This window comes from Methylobacterium fujisawaense, from assembly GCF_039619325.1.
Classification (GTDB): Bacteria; Pseudomonadota; Alphaproteobacteria; order Rhizobiales; family Beijerinckiaceae; genus Methylobacterium; species Methylobacterium fujisawaense.
In genome coordinates this window covers 1,575,100-1,600,671 of record NZ_CP155000.1, presented here as the reverse complement: position 1 = coordinate 1,600,671, position 25,572 = coordinate 1,575,100, and the positions used below count along the sequence as shown (strand labels likewise).

At 67.2% G+C, this 25,572-nt stretch carries 20 protein-coding genes and 1 pseudogene; 13 read left to right on the top strand and 8 right to left on the bottom strand.

What is annotated here, in order from left to right; translation table 11 throughout:
- Positions 1-271 precede the first annotated feature (271 nt).
- Positions 272-421 (top strand): annotated as a pseudogene (locus ABC766_RS07730) (integrase); the annotation flags it as partial.
- A gap of 177 nt (positions 422-598) precedes the next feature.
- On the opposite strand, the gene ABC766_RS07725 reads toward ABC766_RS07730, so the two are convergent.
- Genes ABC766_RS07725 through ABC766_RS07710 form a run of 4 tightly spaced genes read right to left on the bottom strand, consistent with a single transcriptional unit; the run spans position 599 to position 7,397 of the window.
- Positions 599-3,760 (bottom strand): efflux RND transporter permease subunit, encoded by a 3,162-nt coding sequence (locus ABC766_RS07725; RefSeq protein ID WP_345821685.1) that lies wholly within the window; start codon positions 3,758-3,760, stop codon positions 599-601.
- Between the two features lie 21 nt (positions 3,761-3,781).
- On the bottom strand, positions 3,782-4,948 hold the full coding sequence (locus tag ABC766_RS07720) for an efflux RND transporter periplasmic adaptor subunit (RefSeq protein WP_345821684.1): 1,167 nt from the start codon (positions 4,946-4,948) through the stop codon (positions 3,782-3,784).
- 25 nt (positions 4,949-4,973) lie between these two features.
- The gene (locus ABC766_RS07715; protein WP_345821682.1) at positions 4,974-6,782 is read right to left on the bottom strand and encodes an ABC transporter ATP-binding protein; all 1,809 of its coding nucleotides are present in this window, start codon (positions 6,780-6,782) and stop codon (positions 4,974-4,976) included.
- Positions 6,783-6,800: 18 nt separating this feature from the next.
- Positions 6,801-7,397, bottom strand: a complete 597-nt coding sequence (locus ABC766_RS07710; RefSeq protein ID WP_345821681.1) for a TetR/AcrR family transcriptional regulator — start codon at positions 7,395-7,397, stop codon at positions 6,801-6,803.
- A gap of 314 nt (positions 7,398-7,711) precedes the next feature.
- Here ABC766_RS07710 and ABC766_RS07705 point away from each other — a divergent pair, with 314 nt between their 5' ends.
- Together ABC766_RS07705 and ABC766_RS07700 are read left to right on the top strand one after the other, a co-directional pair.
- Positions 7,712-8,326, top strand: coding sequence for an NIPSNAP family protein (locus ABC766_RS07705; protein ID WP_345821680.1), 615 nt, complete (start codon positions 7,712-7,714; stop codon positions 8,324-8,326).
- Positions 8,327-8,551: 225 nt separating this feature from the next.
- Entirely contained in the window at positions 8,552-8,785 is a 234-nt protein-coding gene (locus ABC766_RS07700; protein WP_345821679.1) for a hypothetical protein, read from the top strand.
- Between the two features lie 253 nt (positions 8,786-9,038).
- On the opposite strand, the gene ABC766_RS07695 is transcribed toward ABC766_RS07700, so the two are convergent.
- Both ABC766_RS07695 and ABC766_RS07690 read right to left on the bottom strand, forming a co-directional pair.
- A complete protein-coding gene (locus tag ABC766_RS07695; RefSeq protein WP_345821678.1) occupies positions 9,039-10,655 on the bottom strand; it encodes an efflux transporter outer membrane subunit in 1,617 nt (538 codons plus the stop codon).
- Between the two features lies 1 nt (position 10,656).
- Positions 10,657-10,785: a hypothetical protein gene (locus ABC766_RS07690; RefSeq protein ID WP_345821677.1), complete on the bottom strand. Its 129-nt coding sequence runs from the start codon at positions 10,783-10,785 to the stop codon at positions 10,657-10,659.
- A gap of 125 nt (positions 10,786-10,910) precedes the next feature.
- Here ABC766_RS07690 and istA point away from each other — a divergent pair, with 125 nt between their 5' ends.
- The 3 genes from istA to ABC766_RS07675 are packed head-to-tail and all read left to right on the top strand — an operon-like array spanning position 10,911 to position 14,495.
- The gene (gene istA / locus ABC766_RS07685; RefSeq protein ID WP_345819731.1) at positions 10,911-12,410 is read left to right on the top strand and encodes an IS21 family transposase; all 1,500 of its coding nucleotides are present in this window, start codon (positions 10,911-10,913) and stop codon (positions 12,408-12,410) included.
- Positions 12,407-13,249, top strand: a complete 843-nt coding sequence (istB, locus tag ABC766_RS07680; protein WP_345819730.1) for an IS21-like element helper ATPase IstB — start codon at positions 12,407-12,409, stop codon at positions 13,247-13,249. Before istA ends, istB begins: the two co-directional genes overlap by 4 nt.
- A gap of 19 nt (positions 13,250-13,268) precedes the next feature.
- Complete coding sequence (locus tag ABC766_RS07675) at positions 13,269-14,495, top strand: tetratricopeptide repeat protein (protein ID WP_345821676.1); 1,227 nt, start codon at positions 13,269-13,271, stop codon at positions 14,493-14,495.
- Positions 14,496-14,946: 451 nt separating this feature from the next.
- On the opposite strand, the gene ABC766_RS07670 is transcribed toward ABC766_RS07675, so the two are convergent.
- Positions 14,947-15,930: a LacI family DNA-binding transcriptional regulator gene (locus ABC766_RS07670; RefSeq protein ID WP_345821675.1), complete on the bottom strand. Its 984-nt coding sequence runs from the start codon at positions 15,928-15,930 to the stop codon at positions 14,947-14,949.
- 255 nt (positions 15,931-16,185) lie between these two features.
- Here ABC766_RS07670 and ABC766_RS07665 point away from each other — a divergent pair, with 255 nt between their 5' ends.
- The 7 genes from ABC766_RS07665 to ABC766_RS07635 all read left to right on the top strand — a co-directional run bounded on the left by ABC766_RS07665 (position 16,186) and on the right by ABC766_RS07635 (position 23,569).
- Complete coding sequence (locus ABC766_RS07665) at positions 16,186-17,556, top strand: LLM class flavin-dependent oxidoreductase (RefSeq protein ID WP_426314798.1); 1,371 nt, start codon at positions 16,186-16,188, stop codon at positions 17,554-17,556.
- Positions 17,553-18,104, top strand: coding sequence for a flavin reductase family protein (locus ABC766_RS07660; RefSeq protein WP_345821674.1), 552 nt, complete (start codon positions 17,553-17,555; stop codon positions 18,102-18,104). Before ABC766_RS07665 ends, ABC766_RS07660 begins: the two co-directional genes overlap by 4 nt.
- Positions 18,105-18,129: 25 nt before the next feature.
- The gene (locus tag ABC766_RS07655; RefSeq protein WP_345821673.1) at positions 18,130-19,497 is read left to right on the top strand and encodes an acyclic terpene utilization AtuA family protein; all 1,368 of its coding nucleotides are present in this window, start codon (positions 18,130-18,132) and stop codon (positions 19,495-19,497) included.
- A gap of 2 nt (positions 19,498-19,499) precedes the next feature.
- Positions 19,500-19,829 carry a DUF4387 domain-containing protein gene (locus ABC766_RS07650; protein ID WP_043755507.1) on the top strand — a complete coding sequence of 110 codons (330 nt, stop codon included), beginning with the start codon at positions 19,500-19,502 and terminating at the stop codon, positions 19,827-19,829.
- Positions 19,830-19,899: 70 nt separating this feature from the next.
- Positions 19,900-21,222: an MFS transporter gene (locus ABC766_RS07645; protein WP_345821672.1), complete on the top strand. Its 1,323-nt coding sequence runs from the start codon at positions 19,900-19,902 to the stop codon at positions 21,220-21,222.
- Positions 21,219-22,115 (top strand): MBL fold metallo-hydrolase, encoded by an 897-nt coding sequence (locus tag ABC766_RS07640; RefSeq protein WP_345821671.1) that lies wholly within the window; start codon positions 21,219-21,221, stop codon positions 22,113-22,115. The genes ABC766_RS07645 and ABC766_RS07640 overlap by 4 nt, the downstream gene beginning before the upstream one ends.
- A 140-nt stretch (positions 22,116-22,255) precedes the next feature.
- On the top strand, positions 22,256-23,569 hold the full coding sequence (locus ABC766_RS07635; RefSeq protein WP_244447735.1) for an MFS transporter: 1,314 nt from the start codon (positions 22,256-22,258) through the stop codon (positions 23,567-23,569).
- A gap of 186 nt (positions 23,570-23,755) precedes the next feature.
- Here the strand turns inward: ABC766_RS07635 and ABC766_RS07630 are convergent, their stop codons facing one another.
- Complete coding sequence (locus tag ABC766_RS07630) at positions 23,756-25,453, bottom strand: HAMP domain-containing methyl-accepting chemotaxis protein (RefSeq protein ID WP_345821670.1); 1,698 nt, start codon at positions 25,451-25,453, stop codon at positions 23,756-23,758.
- Between the last annotated feature and the right edge of the window lie 119 nt (positions 25,454-25,572).

Sequence of the window (25,572 nt, the reverse complement as noted above, 5' to 3'; positions counted from 1 at the left end):
CGCCGAGATGGACGGTGCGGATACGCTTCAGCAGTGCGGCGACGGCAATCGCCCGCGCCGATGGCTTTCGCCCGACCCAGGCGTCGTACCCGCCCTTCGACACGCCGAGGACGCGGGCCATGGCGGCGACCGGGAAATCGGCCTGGTTCGCGCTCATGAACCGGAAGACCCCCACGGCAGAACTCCGGTCTCCCGCGCAAACCAGACCGTCGCGCGCGAGAGCAAGAGGATGTCGCGCTCCAACGTCAGCTGTCGGTTCCCACGCCGCAGCCGCACGAAGGCGTCGTTGATCTACGAGCGGATCGTCAACCTGCGTGCCGTCCAGATCCTGCTCGGCCATATCAAGATCGAGAGCGAGGTCAGGTACCTCGATGTCGACGTCGAGGATGCTCTGACCCTAGCCGAAGGTACTGAGATTTGAGCGTTCGGCCCCTCGGCTTCGGCATCGAGGGGCTCCAAACCAGCCGGACGCATGTGCAACCAGACCGGACACTCCAATCGTCCAAATTACAGCCCCGAAGCAGACGGCACGATGGGTGGAGGTCACGGTGCCGGACAGCGCCTCATTGCGCGGGCGCCCGATCCCGATTGATCGCCCTCAGGGCACGGGGATGCCGCGCCGCCCGGGTGCGACCGGCCGGGCGGGATCGACCTGCCGTCGGCCGGCTGCCCGAAATCCGAATGCCCGCCCGATCAGGACGTAGAAGAGCGGCGTGACGAAGACCGCCAGCACGGTCGCCGTGACCATGCCGCCGAGCACGCCCGTCCCGATAGCCCGCTGGCTGTTCATGCTGGCCCCGGTCGCGACGGCGAGCGGCACGACGCCGAGAATGAAGGCAAACGAGGTCATCACGATGGGGCGGAAGCGCAGCTGGCACGCCTCCAGCGCCGCCTCCTTCACCGATACGCCTTTCGCCACGAGATCCTTGGCCACCTCGATGATGAGGATCGCGTTCTTCGCGGTCAGGCCGATCACCGTGATCAGGCCGACCTTGAAGTAGACGTCGTTCGGCATGTCGCGCATGAGCATCGCGAAGACCGCACCGACCACGCCGGTCGGTACCACGAGCAGCACGGCGAGGGGGATCGACCAGCTCTCGTAGAGCGCAGCGAGGCAGAGGAAGACGCAGACCAGGGCCAGCGCGAGCAGGTAGATGGCCTGGGACCCCGATAGCTTCTCCTGTAGCGACTGCCCGGTCCAGGCGAAGTCGAACCCCGGCGGGAGTTGCCCGGCGAGGCGTTCCATCTCGGCCATCGCGTCGCCACTGGCGTAGCCCGGCGCGGCACTGCCGGAGATCTTGATGCTCGGGTAGCCGTTGAAGCCCACGACCTGCGACGGTCCCATCGTCCACTCCACCCGGGCGAAGGATTGCAGCGGCACCATCTGCCCCTTGGCGTTGCGGACGTTCAGGTCGAGCAGGTCCTCCGCCTTCATGCGCCGGGACGCCTCGGCCTGGACGATGACCCGCTGCATCCGCGCCTGGTTCGGGAAGTCGTTGACGTAGGCCGAGCCGAGGCTCGTCGAGAGCGCGTCGTTGATGTCGGCGAAGGTCACGCCGAGCGCATTCGCCTTCTGCCGGTCGAGGATAAGCTCGATCTGCGGTGCGGTCGGCAGGCCCTCGACATAGACGCCCTGCAGGATCGGGCTCCGGCTCGCCGCCTTCAGCAACTGGTCGCGCGCGGCCGCCAGCGCCGCATGGCCCTGCTGGCCCTTGTCCTGGAGGCGGAAGGCGAAGCCGCTGGAATTGCCCAGCGAGTCGATGGCCGGCGGCGACAGCGACATGGCGATGGCATCGGGCAGGCCGCCGAGGGCGGCGTTGGCGCGGGCCGTGATGGCGTCGGCGCCGTCGTCCGACCCGCGCTCGCCCCAGGGCTTCAGTCCGACGAAGTTGAGGGCCGCGTTCTGTCCCTGGCCCGAGAAGCCGAATCCGAGAAGCAGCGTCTGGCTGTCGATGCCGGGCTCTTTGGCGAAGTGCTCCTCGATCCGCTTGGCCACGTCGAGGGTGCGGCCGGTGGCCGATTCCGGCGGCGTCTGCGCGTCGACGATGACGTAGCCCTGGTCCTCGATGGGCAGGAAGCTTCCCGGCATGCGCAGGTAGCCCCAACCGAGGGCGGCGACGAGGAGGGCGTAGACGAGCAGCGCCCGCACGGGCCGGCGCAGCACGCTAGCCACACCCGACCGATAGGCTTCCGTGCCGGAGCGGAAGCGGCGGTCGAACCAGCCGAAGAAGCCGCGCTTGTCGTGGCCGTGACCCTTCTCGACGGGCTTCAGCAGCGTGGCGCAGAGGGCGGGTGTCAGGGACAGGGCCAGGAAGGCCGAGAAGGCGATGGAGGTCGCCATGCTCACGGCGAACTGCCGGTAGATGACCCCGACCGAGCCCGGGAAGAAGGCGAGCGGCACGAAGACGGCGATCAGAACCGCGGTGATGCCGACGATGGCGCCGGTGATCTGGCCCATGGCTTTCCGGGTCGCCTCCCGCGGCGGCAGTCCCTCCTCGGCCATGATGCGCTCGACGTTCTCGACCACGACGATGGCGTCGTCGACGAGGATGCCGATGGCCAGCACCATGCCGAACATGGTCAGCACGTTGATCGAGAAACCGGCGACGAGCAGCACGCCGCAGGTGCCGAGCAACGCCACCGGCACGACGATGGTCGGGATGAGCGTGTAGCGGACGTTCTGCAGGAACAGGAACATCACGGCGAAGACGAGCGCCATCGCCTCGGCGAGCGTCACCAGCACCTTCCTGATCGACGCCTCGACAAACGGCGTGGTGTCGTAGGGCACCGTCACCCGCACGTTGGCCGGCAGGGTCCGCTGCAGCTGGGCGAGCTTCGCCCGCACGCCGTTGGCGGCGGCGAGCGCGTTGGCGCCCGGGGCGAGCTGGATGCCGATGCCGGCGGCGGGTCGCCCGTCGAGGCGGGTCTGCATCGCGTAGGACTGGCCGCCGAGTTCGACCTCGGCCACTTCGCGCAGGCGCACGAGCGAGCCGTCGGGGTTGGCGCGCAGCACGATCTCCCCGAACTCGGCGGGCGTGGTGAGTTGCCCCTTCACCAGCACGTTGGCGGCGATGCGCTGGTCCGGCGTCGCCGGCTGCGCGCCAACGATGCCGGAGGCGACCTGCGCGTTCTGCGCGCCGACGGCGGCCGTCACGTCACTTGGCGTCATCCCGAACCCGACGAGCTTGACCGGGTCGATCCAGATCCGCAGCGCCTTCTCGGAGGAGAACAGGGTCGCGCGGCCGACGCCCGGCACCCGCCGCAACTCGCCGAGCAGGCGGCGGGTGGCGATGTCGCCGAGGTCGGTCTCGCTGAGGGAGCCGTCCTTGGAGGAGACGGTGACGAACTGGAGGAAGCTGGTGCTGGCCTCCTCGACGGTGACGCCCTGCTGGGTCACCGCCCGGGGCAGGCGCGCCTCGATACGCTTGATCCGGTTCTGCACCGCCACGGTGGCCTTCGACGGGTCCGAGCCCGGCGCGAAGGAGGCCGTGATCTGCGCCATGCCGGAGGTGTCGCTGGTGCTCTCGAAATACATCAGCCCCGGGATGCCGTTGAGCTCCTCCTCGATGATGCGGGTGACGCCGTCGTAGAGCCGCTCGGGCGGGGCGCCCGGGTAGGTCGCGGTCACCTGGATCGTGACCGGGGCCACGTCCGGGTATTGCGAGACCGGCAGGGCGGCGATGGAGATCGCGCCCACCAGCATGATGAAGATGGAGATCGCCCAGGCGAAGATCGGGCGCGCGATGAAGAAGCGGCTCATGTCGGTTCGATCCCGGCGACGTCAGGGCTTGGTGGCGGCGGCCGTCCGGGCGGCCTGCCAAGGCATGGGGTTCACCGCCATGCCGGGCTGCAGCCTCTGAAAGCCCTCGACCACGACGGTGTCCCCGGCCCTGAGGCCCTCCTCGACGATCCAGCCGGAGTCCGTCAGCGCCCCCGCCCTGACGGGGCGCAGGGCGGCCGTCCTGTCCTCACCGACGACGTAGACCTGCGCGACGCCGGCGCTGCTGTGCTGGATGGCCTGGGCCGGGACGATGACCGCGCCCGGCAATTCCCCCTGCGCGACGCGGACGCGGACGTAGGTGCCCGGCAGCAGGGCGACCTTCGGGTTGGGGAAGCTCGCTCGCAGCGAGACCCGCCCGGTGCCGGGGTCGACGCTCACATCCGTGAACAGCAGTCGCCCGGCGTCGGGGTGGAGCGAGCCGTCCGGCAGGACCAGGCGTACCTTCGTCTCCCCCTGTCCCGGACCGAGGCCGGCGAGCCGCCCGGCGTCGGCGGCGGAAGCGTTGAAGTCGGCGAAGATCGGGTCGACCTGCTGGATCAGCGCGAGCTTCGTCGCTTCGCCCTGGCCCACGAGGGCGCCCTCCGTGACCATGGCCCGGCCGATGCGGCCGGCGATGGGCGCGCGGACGGTCGCGTAGTCGAGGTCGATCCGGGCCCGGGCGAGTTGCGCCTTCGCGCTCGCGACGTCGGCCTCGGCCTGCCGCAGGGCGGCAGTGGTGATGTCGTGCTGGGCGGTGCTGGCCGCCTGGCGCTCCAGCAGCGTCTCGGTGCGCTCCGATTGCCGCAGTGCCTGCACTCGCGTGGCCTCGGCCCGGTCGAGGGCGGCGGACTTGGCATCGACCTCGGCCCGGTACACGGCGGGGTCGATGCGGAACAGGACGTCGCCCTTCCTGACGAGGCTGCCTTCCTCGAAGGCGCGCTCCTGGATGATGCCGGCAACCTGAGCCCTGACCTCGGCGACCCGCGTCGAGGCCAGGCGCCCCGGCAGGTCGAGGGTGCGCGGCACCGTCGCCGCCTCGGCCGTAATGGTTGAGACATCGGGGGGTGGACCCGCGATTCCGGAACCGCCTGCCGCCTGGCCGTCCGCCGCAGGCTTGCAGCCTTGCAGGATGAGGGCGACCAAGAGGGCGAGGGCCGGCATCCGCCGCATGTGTGTGCTCGGAGACATGAAATCCGTCCGTGGGTCGAGTCCGTCAGGCCGCCTTGCGCACGAGGCGCGCGTAGGCGCCGTCGCGGGCGAGCAGGGCTTCGTGCGTCCCGCACTCGACCACCGTCCCCCGGTCGAGCACGACGATCTGGTCGGCGCGGCGCACGGTCGAGAGGCGGTGGGCGATGGTGATGGTCGTACGGGGCTTGGCCGGGCGGGCGAGGGCCTCGACCATCGCCCGTTCCGTCGCCGTGTCGAGGGCGCTCGTCGCCTCGTCGAGCAGCAGCACGCGCGGGTCGCGCAGGATCGTCCGGGCCAGCGAGAGGCGCTGTCTCTCGCCGCCCGAGAAGCGGTGCCCCCGCTCGCCCACGGCGGTGTCGTACCCGTCGGGGAGCGCCGCGATCAGGTCGTGCAGTTGGGCGATGCGCGCCGCCTCGACCATCTCGGCCACCGTCGCCTCGGGCCGGGCGAACAGCAGGTTCTCCGCGACGCTGGCATGGAGGAGGAACGGGTCCTGCGTCACCACACCGAGGATGTCGGAGAGCAAACGCGCGCTCAGGTCGCGCACGTCGACGCCGTCGTAGAGCACGGCGCCCGCGTCGACGTCGTAGAGGCGTGCCAGGAGATGGCCGAGGGTCGACTTGCCCGAGCCGGTCGCGCCGACGATGGCGGTGTGCGAGCCGGCGGGGATGTCCACCGTGACGCCGCGGAGCGTGGCGGGTCCCGACCGGTCGTAGGAAAATGTCACGCCGTCGAGGCGCACGTGGCCGGTGACCTGCGCGGGTTCGAGGATGACGGGATCGGGCCGCTCGGTGATCCCGGCCGGCTTGTCGAGGTACTCGAAGATGCGCGCGAACAGCGCCCGCGTCTTCCGGACCTCGACGCCCGTGCGCAGCACCTCCTCCAGCGGGAACAGCATCTGCTCCTGCAGCGCGATCATGGCGACGAGCGTGCCGACCGTCATGGCCGTCCCGGCGTTCATCATCCAGCCGCCGAGGAACAGGGTCAGGGCCGGCAGGGCCTGCAGCACGAGATCGATGACCGACCACTGCCACTGGCCCGCGGTGTGCGAGCGGACCTCCAGGGTCGCCACCTCGCGCGAGGCCCGCGCGAAACGCTGCGCCAGGTGCGGCGAGCGCCCCATCGTGCGGGCGAGGACGATGCCCGAGACCGACAGGGACTCCTGCACCGCCGCGGTCATCTCGGCGATCCGCTCCTGCTGCGCGTAGGTGGTCTCCTCGCGCATCCGACCGACGCGGTTGCTGATCCAGGTCGCCAACGGCAGAACCAGGAACGAGAACAGGGCAAGCCGCCACTCCAGCAAGAGCATGGCGGCCGCGGTCATCGCGACCGCGCTGGCGTTGCGCGTCGCTTCGCCCGCGGTGTGCGTGACCAGCGCCTGGAGGGCGCCGATGTCGCTCGCGATGCGCGCCTGGATGTCCCCGCCCCGGGTCGCCGTGAAGAAGCCGAGCGGCAGCGACTGCAGGTGGGCGTACACGCGGACCCGGAGGTCGTGCATCAGCGCCTGCCCGACCTTCGCGGTGACGAGGGCCTGGAGCACGCCGATGCCCGCTGCCAGCGCGGCGAGGCCGACGAGGCTCCCCGCGAGCAGCCCGAGCAGGCGCACGTCGCCCCGCGGCAGCGCGACGTCGATGATCTCCCGGAGCAGGAACGGGGCGGCGAGCCCCGTCGCCGTCGCGAGCGCGATCAGCCCGAGGACGAGCGCGATCCGGCCCGCGTAGGGGCGGAACAGGCCGAGGACGCGCCCAGCGGAAACGTGCCGGGCGGCCAGGTCGCCGTATCCCGTCAGGTCATCCGGCCCGTCCGTCCCGTGGACGGGAGCGAATCCGTGCATCGAGGTCGATCCCATCGCTCAGCCCCTGTCCCCGCCCGAGGCTGGCTCCGGTTCGGTCAGGGTCATCGCGATGAGCCGTGCGCGGAGCGCGCTGAGTTCCGGCACCGGGTCGGTCGGCTTCTCGCGCACGAGGTAGGCAATCCATGCGCCGTCGGCGGCGAGCCGGACGAACTCCAGGTCGGCGTCCCCGTCGGTATCCCGGTGGCGGTGCAGGCGCTCCGCGAACCAGTCCGACACCATCCGGCGCAAGGTGGGCTCGGCGAGAATCGAGATGTGTAGGGCAGCCCACTGGCCGCCCTCGGTGATCATCGGGTCGTGCAGGGTGATGTCGACGTAAGCCCGCGTGTACCGCCCGTACGGACGAGGATCCTTCGCCATGGCGGCGTCGATATCTGCGTCAAGCTGCGCGATGAGGTCGGCGACGACGCCCTCGACCAGCGCCTGCTTGCTTGGGAAGTGGTGGAACAGCGCCCCTTTGGTCACGCCGGCGGCGTGGCTGACCGCCTGCACCGTGACGGCGGCCAAGCCCTGTTCCAGCGCGAGCTTGGCGGCGCAATCGAGCAGTGTCCGCCGGACGAGCTCTGGCTGCTTCTTGCGGTTGTAGGCGGTCGCCATGGCTCTTCCCGGCAGCGAACGAGATTCGGCGCAGCCAGAACATACATACCGACCGGTATCTTTCAAGCTCGGGAATCCGGCTGGCGTGTGCGAGCGACGGGCGAGCAGGCTCGTGGCGTTCGGCCATCGTCAGCCGGCGCCCAGTTATCCAACGGGCGTGTCCGATGGGGGGTCTTCGACGATGCGCTTTCGGGCGGAGATGGACAGAAGCGGACGGTGTATCTTCTCCCGCTTCCGACTCGTGTCAGGCGCAGATCAGGCTCATTGAAACGAACGGAGCGCTCTCGCTTTGAACGCACGACGCCGAGGTCCAAATGCTCTACGAACTCGCTACCCTTTCGTGTCCGTTGCTTGCAGTCGGTCGAGCATCCGAAGGCGTTTATGACTGGGTGAATGATGCCGAGGCCAAGGGTCAGCTGCTTGGCTGCTGGCGGACCGAGATAGGAACACTCGGCCGCCTGATCGTGCTGCGTGGGTTCGAGGCACCGGAGGACATGACAGCCGAGCGCCGCCGCGCGCTCCTGAATCCTAACCCCTTCAATGCGGGGAGCGTGGTGACGGCGCTGGACATGGACAGCTACGCGCCGTTTCCCTTTCTACCGCCGATCCGGACCGGGGATCGTGGCGGGGTGTACGAGTTTCGAACCTACCGCCTGAAGCCCGGTGGGTTGCCGCCAACGCTCGCGGGCTGGGAAGCGGCTATCGTACCAGCACGCGAGTATACCGAGCATCTCGTCACAAACATGTACGCCCTCGATGGAGCGCCGCGGATCACACATGTCTGGAGCTTTAAAAGCTTGAAGGAGCGAGCCGAGTTACGCTCGCACGCCTATGGAGCGGGTGTCTGGCCGCCGAAGGGAGGCCCCGAGCAGATTGCCGAAGCGACATCGACTATTGCGCTTCCACAGGGACCGTCTCCCCTGGCCTGAATGGCCCGCCATTACCGCTCTCAGACGACCCTGAGCTGTAACTCGCATATGACAGCTTTCGGGTTACGTTGACGATCTTCCGTATGCTCAGCATGGGTCGGTAGGAACCCGTCCGCTTTAGCGACGGCCCTTCACAGAAACGGACCATCTACTTTCGGCTATTTCCCGCCGCGCTGGCGGGCGCTCCTGAACGACTGAATTGGGTGGTTAGGGGATCGTCTGCCTTTGCGCCGCACCGTCTGGAAGCGGATGTGCTGTTTTTCCAGCATAGCCGGGTCCATTCTGCTGGATGCAGATCTCTCAGGGCTGCCTGCCGGTGACGCATCTTTTAATGAAGGTCGCGCTCAGGGCAGCGAGCATGCCTTGCAATTCCAGGACGCGGATACGCTGAGCTCACGCGCCCCTCCACGGGATCTGCTTTTCTTCAACATCACCCGGAAGATGAACGCGCTCGATTAGCTCATTGGACGTGTTATTGAGCGAAGACCCGTACATGGACATGGCGATGATCAAATCGATCATCGCTTCACGTATTGATCTTAACGATCTTGCTCGTCACCGTTGGCGTTCATAAATATGCGGCGATCATTGATCACATATATTGATGCTCGCGCCCAGGACATCACAGCTCAAATCGATTGGTCCATCGATCCGCTTCCAAAATGAACCAATTGAAATCCCGACAATCGGCATACCCAATGTTATGGCGATATCATTTGGTGTGCGTGATGTCTGACGCCGGGATCGCGACGCGGGACAAGACCAACGGCGGCGTCGGACTGGGCGGGAAGGTGGTCTCCCAGCCTCCACCCAGCGCTTTGGACAGGGCCACGAAGTCCGTGGAGATGGCGGCCGTCGCCTGGACCAGGTTGGTCTCGGCCTGGAGCACGGTCTGCGAGGCCTGCAGGACCGTGGTGAAGATCTCGACGCCTTGCGTGTAGCGTGCCCGCGACAGTGCGAGCGCCTGCCGCGCATCGGCCACCTGCCGGGCGAGCCGGGCCCGCCGCGCTTCGTCGCCCTTGAGCGACGCGAGCGCGTTGACGACGTCGTGCCAGCCCTGAAGGACGGCCTTCTGATAGGCGATCGCCGCCTCCTGCTGCCGAGCCCGCTGGAGCACGAGGTTCGCTTTCAACCGCCCGCCTTCGAACAGCGGGATGGAAATCGACGGACCTACATTCATGTATTGCAGGGACGAACCTCGGAAGATCTTGCCCGGATCGACCGCATTCACAGTCGGGCTCGCGTTCAGCGTCACGGTCGGGAAGAACTGTGCTTCGGCGACCCCGATCTCGGCGACGGCGGAATGCAGGTTCGCCTCCGCCTGCCGGATGTCGGGGCGGCGCAGGACCAGGCTCGACGGCAATCCCACCGGCACGCGCGGCGGCACCGGCGGGATCGACTGACCGGTGACCAGCTCCTGCGATAGGGCGAGCGGTGGCTCGCCCAGCAGCAGCGAGATCGCGTTGATCTGCTGGATCTCCTGCTGCTGGAGCGGGGGCAGCTGCGCCTTGATCGCCTCGACCTGCTGGGCCGCGTTAGCCGTGTCGAGGCCGGTGACAAGGCCTTTCTGCTGCCGGATCCGCACCACGTCGAGGATCTGCTCGTTGACCCGGATGTTGGCCAGATCGATCCGGATCTGCTCCTGGGTGCCGCGAAGCTGCACGTAGTCGCGCGCCAATTCGGCCTGACTGGAGACCAGCGCATTGCGCCGCTGCTCCGCCGATGCGTCCGCCTGTGCCTGGGCGGATTCGACGGAGCGACGGACCTTGCCCCAAAGGTCGAGCTCCCAGGACGCGTCGAAACCCAGCGTGTAACTCTCGAACCCGTTCGTCAGCGGCGCGGTCAAGCTGCTGCTCGATGCGGTGGAGCCGCTGCTCCCGGAGAGGCCGCCGAGAGAGTTCGACAGCAGCCCGATCGTGCCGTTCTTGCTGTATTGCTGGCGATAGGCGCTGCCCTGTCCGGTGAGCGTCGGAAGCCCGGCCGCGGCCGCGGTGCCGAGTTGCGCCCGGCTCTCGAACAGACGTGCCGTAGCGGTCTGCACGTCGAGGTTCTGCGACGCGACGCGATCCTCCAGCTGCGCCAGGATCGGATCGCGGAAGGCGAGCCACCACGCCACCACCGGCTCCGCCGTGCTGGTCCGTGCAAGAAGCGGGAGCGGCGTCCGGGCCGGCAGGCCGGTGTCCAGATAGTCGCTCGACTCCGTGATCGTCGGGGCGGGGGGAATGAAGTCCGGTCCGAGCGTGCACGCAGCCACGCTACTGGCCAGGCCGAGGCCGGAGATCGCAACGGTCGCATAGGAGCGCAGTGCGTGTCGGGGCTGGGGTGTCATGTCAGTGTCCGCCTCCGCTGCCTTGAGCGGTCTTGGCCGAGATGAGGAAGCAGAGAGGCACAACCAGCAGGGTGACGACGGCGACGTACTGGAAGACATTTCCGTAAGCCAGCACCTGCGCCTGTTTCATGTAGGTCTGATAGGTGTGTGTGTAGGGCGGTGACAAAACCATCCACTGGAGCGTCGGCGTCGTGCTGATGCGGGCGGCGTAAAAGCCGGCCAGTGGAGAAGCTTCTCTTTCGAGAGGAGCCGGGGATGTTCGCCGTGGAAGTTTACGCGGCCGTTCGGCAGTTCGTGTTTATCGAGGGCAACTCTCGGCGTGAGGCGGCTCGAGTGTTCGGGCTGAGCCGAGAGACGATCGCCAAGATGTGCCGGTTCTCTCTGCCGCCGGGCTATACGCGCTCGAAGCCGGTCGCGAAGCCGAAGCTTGGGCCTCTTCTGCCGGTGATCACGGCCATCCTGGAGGCGGACCGGACTGCGCCGGTCAAGCAGCGGCACACGGCCAAGCGGATCTTCGAGCGTCTACGCGACGAGCACGGCTATGCCGGCGGCTACACGGTGGTGAAGGACCACGTGCGGATCTGCCGGTCGCAGGGGCGGGAGACCTTCGTGCCGCTGGTCCACCCGCCCGGCCATGCCCAGGTCGACTTCGGCGAGGCGGTGGCCACGATCGGCGGCGTGCGTCGCAAGATCCATTTCTTCTGCATGGACCTGCCGCACTCCGACGCCTGCTTCGTGAAGGCGTATCCGCGGGAGACCACCGAGGCGTTCCTCGACGGGCACGTCGCCGCCTTCGCCTTCTTCACGGGCGTGCCGCTGTCGATCCTGTACGACAACACGAAGATCGCGGTGGCCAAGATCTGCGGTGACGGGCAGCGCGAGCGCACGCGCGCCTTCACCGAGTTGGTGAGCCATTACCTGTTCCGGGATCGCTTCGGCCGTCCGGGCAGGGGCAACGACAAGGGCAAAGTCGAAGGGCTGGTCAAGTTCGCCCGGTCCAACTTCATGACCCCGGCTCCGGAGGCAGCTTCGTTCGAGGCGCTGAACGCTGATCTGGAGCGACGCTGCCGAGTCCGGCAGGATGAGTGTGCCGGTCGGTATGCCGAGCTCATCGGTACGCGGCTCGTGGCCGACCGTGCGGTCCTGCGCGCCCTGCCGGCGGTCCCGCTGGAGCCGTGCGAGAAGCGGGCTGGTCGTGTCTCCTCGACCGCGCTGGTGCGCTATCACGGCAACGACTACTCGGTGCCCACCGCCTACGGCTTCCGGAACGTGCTGGTGAAGGGCTTCGTCGACGAGGTCGTGATCCTGTGCGGCGGGATCGAGATCGCCCGGCACGAACGCAGCTACGGCACCGGCGTGTTCGTGTCCGAGCCGCTGCACTACCTCGCGCTGATCGAGACCAAGCCGAACGCCCTCGACCAAGCGGCGGCCCTCCAGGACTGGGATTTGCCCGAGGCGTTCCAGCACCTGCGCCATCTCCTGGAGGCGCGCATGGGTAACCGGGGCAAGCGCGAGTTCATCCAGGTGCTGCGCCTGATGGAGGCGATGCCCAAGGACGTGGTGGCCGCAGCCGTCACGGAGGCGATCCGGCTCGGGGCAATCGGCTTCGACGCGGTCAAGCTGATTGCGCTGGCCCGACTCGAGCACCGACCGCCCCGGCTCGACCTGGCAGCCTATCCGCACCTTCCCAGAACCACGGTGCGGACCACCGTGGCTGCCGACTATGCCGTGCTGGTGCCGGAGGTGGCCGCATGAGCCCGGCGCGCGACGAGACCACGCCGGGCGTCCTGCTGGCTCACCACCTCAAGCAGCTCAAGCTACCCACGGTGCTGCGCGAGTACGACAAGGTTGCCCGCGAGTGCGCCCAGGGCGGCCTGGACCACTCGCGCTACCTGTTGCGGCTGGTTGAACTGGAGCTGATCGACCGTGAGCGGCGCATGGTCGAGCGCCGCATCCGGGCGGCGCGCTTCCCGGCGGTGAAGAGCCTCGACACGTTCGACTTCGCCGCGATCCCGAGCCTGAACAAGATGCTCGTGCTGGAGCTGGCCCGCTGTGGCTACATCCTCGGCCGGGAGAACGTCATCGCACTTGGCAACTCGGGCACCGGCAAGACCCACATCGCCTTGGCTCTCGGCTTGGCGGCTTGCCAGAAGGGCTTCTCGGTCACGTTCACCACCGCGGCCTCGCTGGTCAACCAACTCCTGGAGGCGCGCGACGAGCGTCGTCTGCTCCGGCTTCAGCGTGAGCTGGCCGCGGTCAAGCTCCTGATCGTCGATGAACTCGGCTATGTGCCGCTGTCGTCGACGGGAGCGGAGTTGCTGTTTGAGGTCTTCTCGCAGCGCTACGAGCGCGGCTCGACCGTGGTGACCTCGAACCTCCCGTTTGAGGACTGGACGTCAGTTCTGGGCTCGGAGCGGCTGACCGGCGCGCTGCTCGACCGGCTGACCCACCACGTCAGCATCCTGAGCCTGAACGGCGACAGCTACCGCCTCAAAACTTCCCGCAGCCGGCGCGGCCGGGCCGAAGGGGCGGAGCAAAACCAGGCCACCGCCGATCCTCACGCCCCCGAGACAGGCGAGATCCCGCCGGCCTGACCCTTACGATCGGCGACGAATGAAGAAGGGGCCCGATCGGGCCCCTTCTTCATTCAGGCTGCACGTTGCCAGTGGCCTGATTTTGCTCCGCCACGGCGGCCTGGAATTGGTCCGCCCTTTACACATGGCCGAGGAGATCATCGTTGCCCTCTCCCGAAGCAGCGGCCTGTTCGTGATCGCTAGCAATTCTTCCTTCACCTACCGAGGTGGCAGCATCGATATTCGCCAAGTCGGGCAGGAACTCGGCGTCGGCTACGTGCTCGCGGGCAGCGTGCGCCGGAGCGCTACGCGGTTGCGCATCACCGGCCAGCTCGTCGACGCTGCCTCCGGAGCCTACATCTGGTCTGATCGCTTCGACGGGGATCCGGAGGACGTGTTCGACCTGCAGGACCGAGTGGCGGAGTGCGTCGCCGCGGTCATCGAGCCGACCCTCCAGCGCGCCGAGCTCGGCCGCCTGCAGCGGGAACGCCCGGTGCAGCTCGACGCCTACGACCTTACCTTGCGGGCCTACGCCGATTTGGCCGCGTTCACCGCGGAGAGCCTGTTAGCGGCGCTGGATCATTTCGAACAAGCTCTGGTCGTGGACCCAGACTACGCGCAAGCCCTGGCCGCGGCCGCCTACACGCGCGCGCAATGCCACTTCCAAGGGTGGATGCATCAAACGGACACCGACCGCAGGGCCGCCGTCAGCGCGGCGTGGCGCGCCGTCGAGATCGCGCCCGAAGACGCTCAAGTGCTCTGGATGGCGGCGTTCGCCATCTGGAACATGGCTGGAGTCGACCGCGAGCGCGCACGCATTCTCTTTCGCCGCTCGCTGCTCATCAACCCCAACTCGGCGATGGCCCTGACCCTGGCAGGCTGGATCGAGACTATGTGCGGCAACCGGGACGAGGGCCGTGCGATGGCACTGCGCGCGCAAAAGCTCAACCCGCGGGACCCGCGCGGTTGGCTCATGTCCGGCGTTCTTGCCCTCGCCTCGGTCATCGACGAGGATTATGCGGAAGCTGCCCGCTTGGCTGAGCAGGCGCTGGCCCAGAACGGCCGCTTTGCGGTGGCCTTACGTGTCCTAGCGGTTGCTCTCGTAAAGCTCGGTCAGACCGAGCAGGCGCGCATCGCTGTCAGCACGCTGCTTCGTGTCGAGCCGGACCTGACAGTAAGCGCGTTCTTCGCCCGTATCCCAGTTCCACTCGCCAGCATGGCAAGGACTTATGCCGAGTCATTGCAGATCGCCGGCTTGCCGGAGTGAACAATACGCGAGCGATCGCCGACGAACGGCTTCTTGCGGGCGCGGGTGATTCCGTCACAATGACGTCCTGCTCCCTTCCATCTGCCCTCTTGGAAGCCTCGTGAGGACGTGTCCGCATCAGAGAGATTGACCTTCGTTCCTGTGTGTCCGGCATGGGCGCCAAGCCGAACGGCCAGTTCTGCGCGTGATCGCGATGGGGCGTGACGTAGTCTGGCCGAAAGCCGTCGGTTTGCTTCGAAAAAGCCCCCGAAAAGCGGACAGATTCCTCTCGACCCTACCTGGTCTTTTGGGCTTCCCGGCGTGATGGCTTCGCGCGGACGCAGAGCTCAAGATAATTCAGAGCTAAAGCTGAGCGAAAGCCGCTAGTGATTCCTGATGAAGGCGAACACGCAGATAATCTGTCCTAAAAAATTCGTCTCGATTGGATCATCTGCTTTGCGGCACACGGCGATCATGGAATGGATCGACTCGAACCACGTTCGATCAGCCGCCCTCGGAGGGAGATCGTCTCGTCCGGCAACGTCCTGTCTCGCATCCGGGCTTGCAACAGGTCGAGCGCTCGGCTGATCATCGGCCCGATGGGCTGTTCGACCGTCGTCAGATTGTAGATCGGCCGGGCCGATTGTGGCAGGCCGTCGAACCCGACGACCGCGATGTCCCGGCCGACGGCGATGCCGGCCAAGCGTAGGGCATCGAGGACGCCGTAGGCCATGATGTCGCTCACGGCGTAAACCGAGTCGGGGCGCTCTGCCGTCGTCAAAGCCGCGATTTGCTGGCCCGCCGCGAAACCGCCCTCGTAGCAGGATTGGCCGTCGAGGCGGAGCACCGGCGGATGGCCGGCGGCCTGCATGAAGCTCGTGAACCCGGCGTCGCGCTCGCGGGCGGTCGAGGAAGGGGTCGAGGTGCGGACCAGAGCTGTTCGGCGCCGCCCGCGACGGAGGAGCAACTCACCGAGTTGCACGGAGCCGAATTCGTTGTCGCACACCACCGCACAGGTATCCGCCTGCGCGACGCGGTTGACCATGACGACCGGCACGGCGTTCGCCGCGCAGACCGCTCCGACATGGGACGGCAGATCCACCGAACTGATGAGGCACCCATCGACCTGATACTGGAGCAGGGCGTCCGCCATACTGTTCTCCAGGGGGCCGGGGCCCGCGTGGATGACGAGCAGGCGCATTCCGCGCTCGCCAATCTGGCGCACCGCCTCGTAGAGCAGCTGAGTATAGAAGGGATTCGTGATCGGGCCGACGACGACCCCGATCAACCCACTCTGTCCCGAGGCCAGGGCCCTCGCCGAGGCGTAGGGCGTATAGCCGAGTTCCGACGCCACCCGCGCGATGCGCGCACGGGTCTCGGGCGAGATCCGCTTATCGCCCTTCAACGCGCGGGAAATGGTCGAGGGGGCGACCCCTGCCGCCTCCGCGACGGTCACGATCGTCGCTCTCCGCTCGCTCATCCCTGCCTCGTGTTTGTTGCCAATTTATGCGCAAAAATTTGCGCATAGTTGCGCACCGCAACAACGAAATATCCGGCTCTTGGCGCCCGATACGTGCCCCGTTGCGTTGACGACCCCCGCCGATCGAAATAATTCTGACGATCAGTTGAGCAAACGTTTGCGCAAAGTCGAGCCGCACCGGTCCTCAGTCCGGTGGGGCGGCGATATCGCAACGAACAGGGAGGTCGCGGGGTGAGCGACACGCGCCAGATCAAGATGGTGGGGTTCATGCAGGCGCAGAACTGCTCCATTGCCCCGGGGTCCTGGCGGCACCCGGGCGGTGCCACGGATTTTACGACCCCGGAGTACTTCCAGCGCCTCGCCCGCGTCATGGAGGAGGGCAAGTTCCACCTCACCTTCTTCGACGACCGGCTTGCTATGCCGGATATCTATGCCGACGACTACCGCGACGCGGTCGCCAACGGCGTTCGGGCCGTGAAGATGGACCCGTTCTGCATCCTCACCATGATGGCGGCCGTGACCAGCCGCCTCGGTGTCGGCGTCACGTACTCCACGACCTATTACGAGCCGTTCCACGTCGCGCGCCTGTTCGGCACCCTGGATCTCATGAGCAAGGGGCGGGCCGCCTGGAACGTCGTGACGTCGCTCAACAACTCCGAGGCCGCGAATTTCGGGCGCACGGAGCACCTGCCCCACGACCTTCGCTACGACCGGGCGGACGAGTTCATGGAGGTCGTCATGGGCCTCTGGGACAGCTGGGAGGACGGGGCGATCGTCCTCGACAAGCAGACCGGACAGTTTGCCGATCCCGCCAAGGTTCATGCCCTGAACCACAAGGGACAGTACTTCGCGGCCAAGGGCCCGCTGCCGGTGCCCCGCTCGCCTCAGGGCCACCCGGTGCTGATCCAGGCCGGTCAGAGCGGCCGCGGCCGGTCTTTCGCGAGCCGCTGGGGCGAGCTGATCTTCGTCGTCTATCCGAACCTCGAAGCCGGCCGGAAGCAGTACCGGGAGCTCAAGAGCGCGGTCGCAGCGGCGGGGCGGGATCCGAACAGCGTGAGCGTGTGCCCGGCCTGCTACGTCGTCGTCAGCGACAGCCAGGCCGCCGCCGAGGAGCGCCGCGAATACATCCGCGCCCTCGCCAAGCCCGTCGATGCCGTCGTGCTGCTCTCCGAGGCGCTCAACTTCGATTTCGACTCGAAGGACCCGGATTCGGAATTCACCGACGAGGAGCTGACGCGCCTGTCCTGGAGCGGCTTCCGTGACCGGGTCGTCGCCCTCAGCGGGAAGCAGAATCCCACCGTCCGCGACTTCGTCCACTTCTCCGGACGCGGCACGATCGGCGAGTTCCCGATCTTCTGCGGCACGGCCAAATCCATCGCCGACCAGATGGAGGAATGGTTTCAGGGCGAAGCCTGCGACGGCTTCGTGCTCGCGGCGACCCACGCGCCCGGCGCTTTCGAAGACTTCACCCGCTACGTCGTGCCGGAACTGCAGCGGCGTGGCCTCTACCACAAGGATTACGCCGGCACGACGCTGCGGGAGAATCTCGGTCTTCCGCGTCCCCAGGCCGGGGACTGGCGCAAGGTTGGGAGTTCGTCATGAGTGCATGGCTCAAGCCGAAGCGGGTCGACGACGCGGCACATGTCGACCCGGACGAGTTCCGCCGCTGCATGCGGGAGGTTCCGGGTGCCGTCGCGATCATCACCTGCGGCGAACCTGGCGCGCGGACCGGCCTGACGGCGACGGCGGTCTGCTCCCTCACCGATGCGCCGCCGACGTTGCTCGTCTGCGTGAACGGAACGGCCAGCGCCCATCCGGTGATCTGCCGGACGGCGCGGTTCGCGGTCAACATCCTGGCCGAGGTGGACTTGGCGGTCGCGGGCCTCTTCGCGGGCCGGACCGGGCTCAAGGGCGAGGACCGCTTCGACCAATTGACCTGCACGCAGGCGCCGGACGGGTCGCCGATCATCGAGGATGCCCTGGCGAGCTTCGATTGTGCGCTGGAGGCGGAGCATCGCTACGGCACCCACTCGGTGTTCATCGGCCGCGTCCTGTCGGCGGCGACCAACCCGCGGCGCAACCCCCTTCTCTACCTCGACGGCCGGTTCGGCACCTTCGCCGAGACCGCCGCCAACGCCTCGTCCCGGTGACGACGCCCCACAGCAGGAGCAGCTCGTGAACGAATTTCGGATGCTCTCCACCAGCGGGATCCTCGGCTACGGTTTCGCCGAGGAATCGCTGAAGATCGGCATGACGTGGGAGCCGCACGTCATCGGCTGCGATGGCGGCAGCACCGATCCCGGACCGTACTATCTCGGCTCCGGCAAATCCTTCACCTCGCGGCTCTCCGTGAAGCGCGACCTGCGCCTGATGCTGATGGCCGCGGTCGCGGCGCGCATCCCCTGCATCATCGGCACGTCGGGCGGCGCGGGCGGCGAGCCCCACCTGCAGGATACGGCCGCCCTCGTGCGGGAGATCGCCCGCGAGGAGGGCCTCTCGTTCAAGATGGCCCTCATCCATTCCGAGCAGCCCAAGGATTGGCTGTGCGACCGCATCGCCGAGGAGAAGACCCGGCCGCTCGGCAAGATGAAGCCCCTGGATCAGGCGACCGTCGACCGCGCCGAGCGCATCGTCGGCATGATGGGGCCTGAGCCCTTCGCCCGCGCCCTCGACGAGGGGGCCCAGGTCATCCTCGCAGGCCGCTCCAGCGATCCGGCTCAGTGGGCCGCCCCGGCCATGCGCGCCGGCATCCCGCCCGCGCCCGCCTGGTACGCCGGCAAGATGCTGGAATGCGGCGCGGAGCCGACCATCCCGAAGGAGCCGGACAACATCTTCCTCCGGGTCCGCGACGATCACATCGTCTGCGAGCCGCCGAACCCGATCCGCCGCTCGACGCCGCTCGCCGTGGCGAATTTCGCCCTGCACGAGAACGCGAGCCCGGTCCATCACACCGAGCCGGGCGGGCTCCTCGATACCAGCGCCTGCACTTTCGAGGCGATCAGCGACCGTGCCGTCAGGGTCGGCGGCATGACCTGGACACCCGCCCCGACCTACACGGTGAAGCTCGAAGGCGTGGAGCGCGTCGGCTACCGGGCGATCACGATCTGCGGCACGCGGGACCCGGTGCTGATCGGTCAGATTGACAGCTACCTCGAAACCCACCGCAGGACGGTGGCGACGAAGGCCGCCTCGTTCGGCGTCCCGCCCTCGGACTACACGATGGTGGTGCGGACCTACGGCAAGGACGGTGTGATGGCTGCCTGGGAACCCCAGAAGGCGATCACCTCGCACGAACTCGGCTTCGTCGTCGAGATCGTCGGCCGGACCCAGGACATCGCCAACGCCGTCGTCGCGATGGCCCGCACCTCGATGCTGCATGCCGACTTCGCGGGCCGCCTCTGCAAGGAGGGCAACATGGCCTTCCCGTTCAGCCCGTCGGACATCGAACTCGGGGCGATGTACCGCTTCAGCATCTTCCACGTGGTCGCGCCGAAGGACCCGTACGAGATGTTCCCGATCGAATACGAGACGGTAAGAGGGTAATCATGCCGCGCATCCGTGACATCGCACAGATCTGCAAGAGCAAGAACGCCGGCCCGTTCCTCGTGACGATCGACGTCTTGTTCGAGGACCATGACGTCTACAGACAGGTGAAGGCGACTGGCGTGCTCAACGCAGCCCTGTTCGCCAAGCTCTATGGCGTCGCGGAAGAGGACGTGCTGTTCACGCCCTACGACACGGCTGCCGCCTTCAAGGCGACCCTCCCGCGCCTCGTGCCGGCCGGCGACATCGGCGACACGGATGTCTACGGCGCCCAGCAGCACGCGCCATTGCTCGACGTCGAGATTCCGATCGACCGGCCATCGCCCGCCTGAACCATCCGATCGTCACTGCCGACAAGAGCAAGGACAGACAGGGAGGGACACGGCCATGCAAAGGAAGAGCATGGACACGCGCAAGGTCGCGTTGGCCAGCTTCGTCGGTTCGACCCTCGAATGGTACGACTTCTTCATCTTCGGGACGGCCGCCGCTCTCATCTTCAACAAGCTCTTCTTTCCGGCCGCGGACGCTACGACCGGCATGATCGCCTCGTTCGCGACCTTCGCGGTGGGGTTCGTGGCGCGGCCGATCGGCGGCATCGTCTTCGGGCATTACGGCGACCGGATCGGCCGCAAAGCCATGCTGGTGCTGAGCCTCGGCATGATGGGCGCGGTGACCTTCCTGATCGGCTTGCTGCCGACCTACGAGACGGTCGGGCTCTGGGCGCCGGTCCTGCTCACCGCCCTTCGCTTCTTCCAGGGCTTCGCCGTCGGCGGGGAGTGGGGTGGCGCCACGCTCATGGTTGTGGAGCACGCGCGGCCGGAGCGGCGGGGATTCTACGGAAGCTGGCCGCAAATGGGGATTCCTGCGGCCCTTCTGCTGTCCTCCGGCGTCATGGCGGTTGTGACCGCATCGACGAACCCGGACCAATTCGCCGACTGGGGCTGGCGCGTGCCGTTCCTGCTAAGTGGCCTGCTCCTCGTCGTCGGCATCGTCATTCGCCGCCGTCTGGCCGAGTCGCCGAGCTTCCAGCGGCTCAAGCAGTCAGGGCGGCGGGAAGCCCTGCCGATCGGCGCGATCATCGGGCATCGCAAGCGCCTGACGGCCCTGGTGATCGGCTCCCAGGCCGCTGAAAACACCTCCTTTCACGTCTTCGCCGTCTGGGCCCTCGCCTACATGACGACCGCCATCGGGGTGCCCCGGCCCGTGGTGCTGAACGCCCTCATGATCGCCGCCACGGCCTGCCTCGTGGCGCAGCCGTTCTTCGGTGCGCTGTCCGATCGCATCGGCCGCAAGCGCGTCTTCGCCGGCGGGATGGTCTTCACCGGGCTGTTCATCGTGCCGTTCTTCCTGCTGATCGGGACCGGCAGCGCGACTCTCATTACTTTGGCGCTCGTCGGCGGCCTCGTCTTCGGGCAAGCGACCACGCAGGCGGTCCAGCCGAGCCTGTTCGCCGAGCAGTACGAGGCTCCGATCCGCTACAGCGGCGTGTCCGTCGCCTACCAGTTTGCCACGTTGATCTGGAGCGGTCCGACGCCGGTCCTCGCGGCGGCGCTCTGGGCCTGGTCGGGGAGCTGGTGGCCGCTCGCCGGCTACATCGCCGCCGCGTCCGTGGTGTCGGTGCTGTGCATTCGGCCGCTGCGCGAGGCTGCAGGTCACGAACTCGGTGCCGTCGCGTCCGGGACGGGAGAGCCCGACGGCCTCGTCCTGCGGGAGGCGGTGGCATGACGTTCCGGGTCGGGCGCGCGACCGTCACGCCGATCGTCGAGATGGTCGATTCGAGCTTCGATGTGCTGCGCTTCTTCCCCCTTGCGACCGAAGCGGACATCGCGGCCCACGAACACTGGATGGCCCCCCACCATTTCGATCCGGCAAGCCGGCGCATCCTGCTCTCGATGCATTCCTGGCTCGTGGAGACTGAGGGCAAGCGGATCCTGATCGACGGTTGCGTCGGCAACGGCAAGGTTCGGGACGCCCGGCCCGACTGGTGCAACCTGTCGACCGCATTCCTGGACCGCCTCGCGGAGGCCGGGGCCACCCCGGATGACATCGACTACGTTCTGTGCACGCATCTCCATGCCGACCATGTCGGCTGGAATACGCGGCTCATCGACGGGCGCTGGGTGCCGACCTTTCCGAACGCAACCTACGTGTTCGGTCGGACGGAGCACGCGTTCTGGCAGGCCGAACACGAGAAAGGCGCGCGCGGCCCGCATCTCCAGGCTTACCGCGACAGCGTGCTGCCTATCCTCGAGGCGGGGCGCGCCCTCGTCGTCGATGAGGATCACGTCCTCGAAGGCGTTCTCCACCTCGCGCCGGCGCCCGGCCACACGCCGGGGCACGTGGCGGTCTGGCTCCGCTGCGGACCGGAGGCCGGGGCGTTCACGGGCGACATCATTCATCACCCCGTCCAGGTGTTCCATCCCGAATGGAGCTGCATGGGCTGCATCGACCCGGCCACGGCCGCGCTGACGCGCCGCCGGCTTCTGGCGCAGTTGGCGGAAGCGGAAGGCGTCCTCTTCCCAGGGCACTTCATGGCACCCCACGCGGCGCGCATCGCGACGCGTGGCGATGGCTTCGCCTTCCGGTTTCTCTGCGAGGAGGCCGAAGCCGACGGCTGAAGCTTCAGCCCGGACGACCTGGAGACACCACAACGACCCCGGGCCGATGCGGCTCGGCGGCGAGGGAGGACGCAACCATGACGAGATCGTCCATCGGGCATCGCCTGGATAGTTTGCCCCGAAGCAGGTTCCACACGCGCATGCTGTTCCTCGTCGGAGCAGGCATGTTCTTCGACGGGTTCGACATCTACCTCGCCGCCGGGGTCCTCGGAGCCCTGGTCCGCGAGGGACTCTCGGACGTCGACCGGAACGCGTGGTTCATCTCGGCGACGTTCGCGGGCATGACCGTCGGCGCCTGGCTCGCGGGCATCCTGGGGGACCGCTATGGACGGCGTTTCACCTACCAGTTCAACCTCGCGATCTTCGGGATCGCCTCGATGGCGGCGGCCTTCGCTCCCGACATCCTGTGGCTGACGGGCTTCCGCTTCGTCATGGGGCTCGGGCTCGGGGCGGAAATCGTCGTGGGCTACGGCACCCTGTCCGAGTTCATGCCGCCCGCGATCCGCGGCCGGTTCGCGGCGCTGCTCGCGGTCTTCACCAACTCGGCCCTGTTCGCGGCGACCTTCGGCGGCTTTCTGATCATCCCCTATCTCGGCTGGCGCTGGATGTTCGCCATAGCCGGGATCGGCGCCGGGATCGTCTGGCTGCTCCGGAAGAACATGCCGGAATCGCCCCGGTGGCTTGAATCGAAGGGCCGCCACGCCGAGGCCGAGGCCATCACCCGCCGCATCGAGGAACAGGTCTACGGATCGCAGGTTGCGCCCGTGCCGGCCGTCCACACCCCGATCGCCGCCCCGAGCGTTCCGCTCTCCGCCTTGTTCCAGGGCCAACTCCTGAGCCGAACGGTGACGGGTATCGTCATCAACATCGTCAACAACCTCATCACCCACGGCTTCATCACCTGGATGCCGACCTTCTTCCTGGCTCAGGGGATGACCGTCACGAAGTCTCTCGGCTTCACGGCCGTCATGACGCTCGGGGCACCGCTCGGCGCCTTCATCGGCTGCCTGCTGGCCGAGAGCCTCGGGCGCAAAAGGGGAATTGTCCTGTTCTCCTTCGTGGCCCTCGCGATCGGCTTGGCCTACCCGCAGGCAGATCACCCCGCGCTGGTCATGGGGCTCGGATTCTGCCTCGTGGCCTGCGTCTTCATCCTCGGCGCGCTCAGCATCGCCGCCTACGTGCCCGAGCTCTTTCCGACGGAGATCCGCCTGCGGGGCGTGGGTCTGTGCAGCACAGCCGGGCGCCTCGCCAACATCGGCATCCCATTCCTGATCGCCTTTCTGTACATGCAGGGTGGAATCACGGCCGTCTTGGGCCTGATCTCTGCCGGGCTCTTTGTGCAGGGCGTCGTCGTGTTCGTGCTCGGGGTCGAGACGAAGGGCATGGCCCTGGAGGCCGTCAGCACCGAGCCCAGCGACATCATCATCCACTCTCGCGTGCGACAATCGGCTTGACGGCAGTTCCACACGGGCCAGACGTCCACCCGGCTGAGTGGACGTCTGCTTTCGGCTCATGAATTTTGGACGCTACGCATCTGCAATGGGTGGAATCCTGCCGGTCCGCTTCCGCTCAAATTTGAGGCGGAAGCGGACGTTCGCGAGTTCAGCCGATTAGTCGCGTGAAGCGACGATGGGGGCGGATCAAGCGGCGCGCACTGTTGCGAGGAACCGGGCGACCTCGGCACCGAGATGCTCGGATTGCCGCGACAGCTCCGAGGCCGCCGATAGGACCTGCCCGGCCGCAGCCCCCGTCTCCTCCGATGCCTGCGCCACGCCGGCGATGTTGCCCGTCACCTCGCTCGTCCCCGCCGAGGCCTGCGCAACGTTGCGCACGATCTCCTGGGTCGCCGCGCCCTGCTCCTCGACAGCCGCCGCGATCGAAGTGGCGACGCCACTGATCTCGCGGATCCGGTCGGTGATGCCAGCGATCGACGTGACCGCCAGCCCGGTCGAGGCCTGAATCTGCGCGATTTGGCCGGAGATCTCGTGCGTCGCCTTGGCGGTCTGCTCGGCCAGCGCCTTCACCTCGGAGGCGACCACCGCGAAGCCCTTGCCGGCAGCACCGGCGCGGGCCGCCTCGATGGTTGCGTTCAGCGCCAGAAGATTGGTCTGGCCGGCGATGTTGGAGATCAGCCCGACCACGTCGCCGATCCGCGACACGGCATCGCTCAGCTCCCGGACGAGGGCGCCGGTCTGATCGGCGTCGGAGACGGCCCGCTGCGCCAGATGCGCCGAGCCGTCCACCTGCCGGCCGATCTCCTGGACCGATGAGCCGAGCTCCTCGGCGGCGGCCGCGACCGTGTTGACGTTGGTCGACGCCTCCTCGGCGGCGGCTGCCACGGTGGTAGACTGCGCGGCGGTCTCCTGTGCGGTGGCGGTCATCTGCTGGGCGGTGGCCTGGAGCTCGGTGGCCGAGGACGAGACCAGGCCGACGATGCCGCCGACCGCGCGCTCGAAGCCGTCGGCGAGTTCGACCATGGTGCGCTTGCGCTCGGCAGCGGCGGCCTCGTCGGCGCGGCGCTTTATTTCTGCCTCCTCGGCGGCCTTGCGGGCGACCATGTCCTTGATGCCCTGGACCGCTTTGCCAACCGCGCCAATCTCGTCGCCACGCCGAGCCTCGGCGATCGAAGCGTCGATCTCGCCGCTTGCCATGCGCCGCAGCACACTGACGAGGCTGCCGAGCGGGCGGGTCACGGCGAACACGATGATCAGACCGGCCAGCACCATCGCCGCGACCAAGCCGCCCACCGCGAGGGCAATCAGCAGGTACGTCGCGTCACTCGCCTGCTGGGTGGCCTGCGTCTTGGCGATGGCAAGCTCGTCGGCCTGCGCCTTTGCCCTGTCGGCCATCCACTCATTCAGCTTCAGTCGAGCGGGAATTCCAACGTCGCGACCGAGCGCGAAAGCTTCCTCCGTCTGCTGCCGAGCGCCCAGGTCGTACACACGATCCAGGATCGAGAAGAATGCTTCCATCGACCGCTGAGCATCAGTATTGCTCGTGCGACGGTCAGGCGTATCGGCCAGCGAGATGAGCTTTTCGGCGGCGGCTCGCGCCTCGGTCATAGCGACTTGCTGCCGAGCTCGGAAATTTGCCTTTCTCTCGGCGTTCCGCTCCAGTAGACCATTACGGTCCATGACAACGGCTTCAGTAATCCCGCCGCGCATATGCATGAGAGCGTCGATCCGACCAGCATTCACATCGGCGATAATTGCTGTTTGGGCGGCCATATCGCGCATCGTTGACCGCGCGTAAGCGACTAATCCAGCGCTTATGGCCATAATCAAGCAAAATGGCAGGGCGACTTTATGGACTAATCTTGAGTTCTGGAGAAAGTTCATCGACCGGTCCGGGAGATCATTGAGCGAAAAATCAGGTCAAGCCATCAATGATCCGCAATTTCTAACGAAGACATAAGCCGTGAATGTGCGTTCAAATATTTGCGTAATATCCTATAATA

Coding starts and splice junctions, on each gene's coding strand:
- ABC766_RS07725 (WP_345821685.1), bottom strand. CDS start 3,760: ATGAGCCGCTTCTTCATCGCGCGCCCGATCTTCGCCTGGGCGATCTCC.
- ABC766_RS07720 (WP_345821684.1), bottom strand. CDS start 4,948: ATGTCTCCGAGCACACACATGCGGCGGATGCCGGCCCTCGCCCTCTTG.
- ABC766_RS07715 (WP_345821682.1), bottom strand. CDS start 6,782: ATGCACGGATTCGCTCCCGTCCACGGGACGGACGGGCCGGATGACCTG.
- ABC766_RS07710 (WP_345821681.1), bottom strand. CDS start 7,397: ATGGCGACCGCCTACAACCGCAAGAAGCAGCCAGAGCTCGTCCGGCGG.
- ABC766_RS07705 (WP_345821680.1), top strand. CDS start 7,712: ATGCTCTACGAACTCGCTACCCTTTCGTGTCCGTTGCTTGCAGTCGGT.
- ABC766_RS07695 (WP_345821678.1), bottom strand. CDS start 10,655: ATGACACCCCAGCCCCGACACGCACTGCGCTCCTATGCGACCGTTGCG.
- ABC766_RS07690 (WP_345821677.1), bottom strand. CDS start 10,785: ATGAAACAGGCGCAGGTGCTGGCTTACGGAAATGTCTTCCAGTACGTC.
- istA (WP_345819731.1), top strand. CDS start 10,911: ATGTTCGCCGTGGAAGTTTACGCGGCCGTTCGGCAGTTCGTGTTTATC.
- istB (WP_345819730.1), top strand. CDS start 12,407: ATGAGCCCGGCGCGCGACGAGACCACGCCGGGCGTCCTGCTGGCTCAC.
- ABC766_RS07675 (WP_345821676.1), top strand. CDS start 13,269: ATGAAGAAGGGGCCCGATCGGGCCCCTTCTTCATTCAGGCTGCACGTT.
- ABC766_RS07660 (WP_345821674.1), top strand. CDS start 17,553: ATGAGTGCATGGCTCAAGCCGAAGCGGGTCGACGACGCGGCACATGTC.
- ABC766_RS07650 (WP_043755507.1), top strand. CDS start 19,500: ATGCCGCGCATCCGTGACATCGCACAGATCTGCAAGAGCAAGAACGCC.
- ABC766_RS07645 (WP_345821672.1), top strand. CDS start 19,900: ATGGACACGCGCAAGGTCGCGTTGGCCAGCTTCGTCGGTTCGACCCTC.
- ABC766_RS07640 (WP_345821671.1), top strand. CDS start 21,219: ATGACGTTCCGGGTCGGGCGCGCGACCGTCACGCCGATCGTCGAGATG.
- ABC766_RS07635 (WP_244447735.1), top strand. CDS start 22,256: ATGCTGTTCCTCGTCGGAGCAGGCATGTTCTTCGACGGGTTCGACATC.
- ABC766_RS07630 (WP_345821670.1), bottom strand. CDS start 25,453: ATGAACTTTCTCCAGAACTCAAGATTAGTCCATAAAGTCGCCCTGCCA.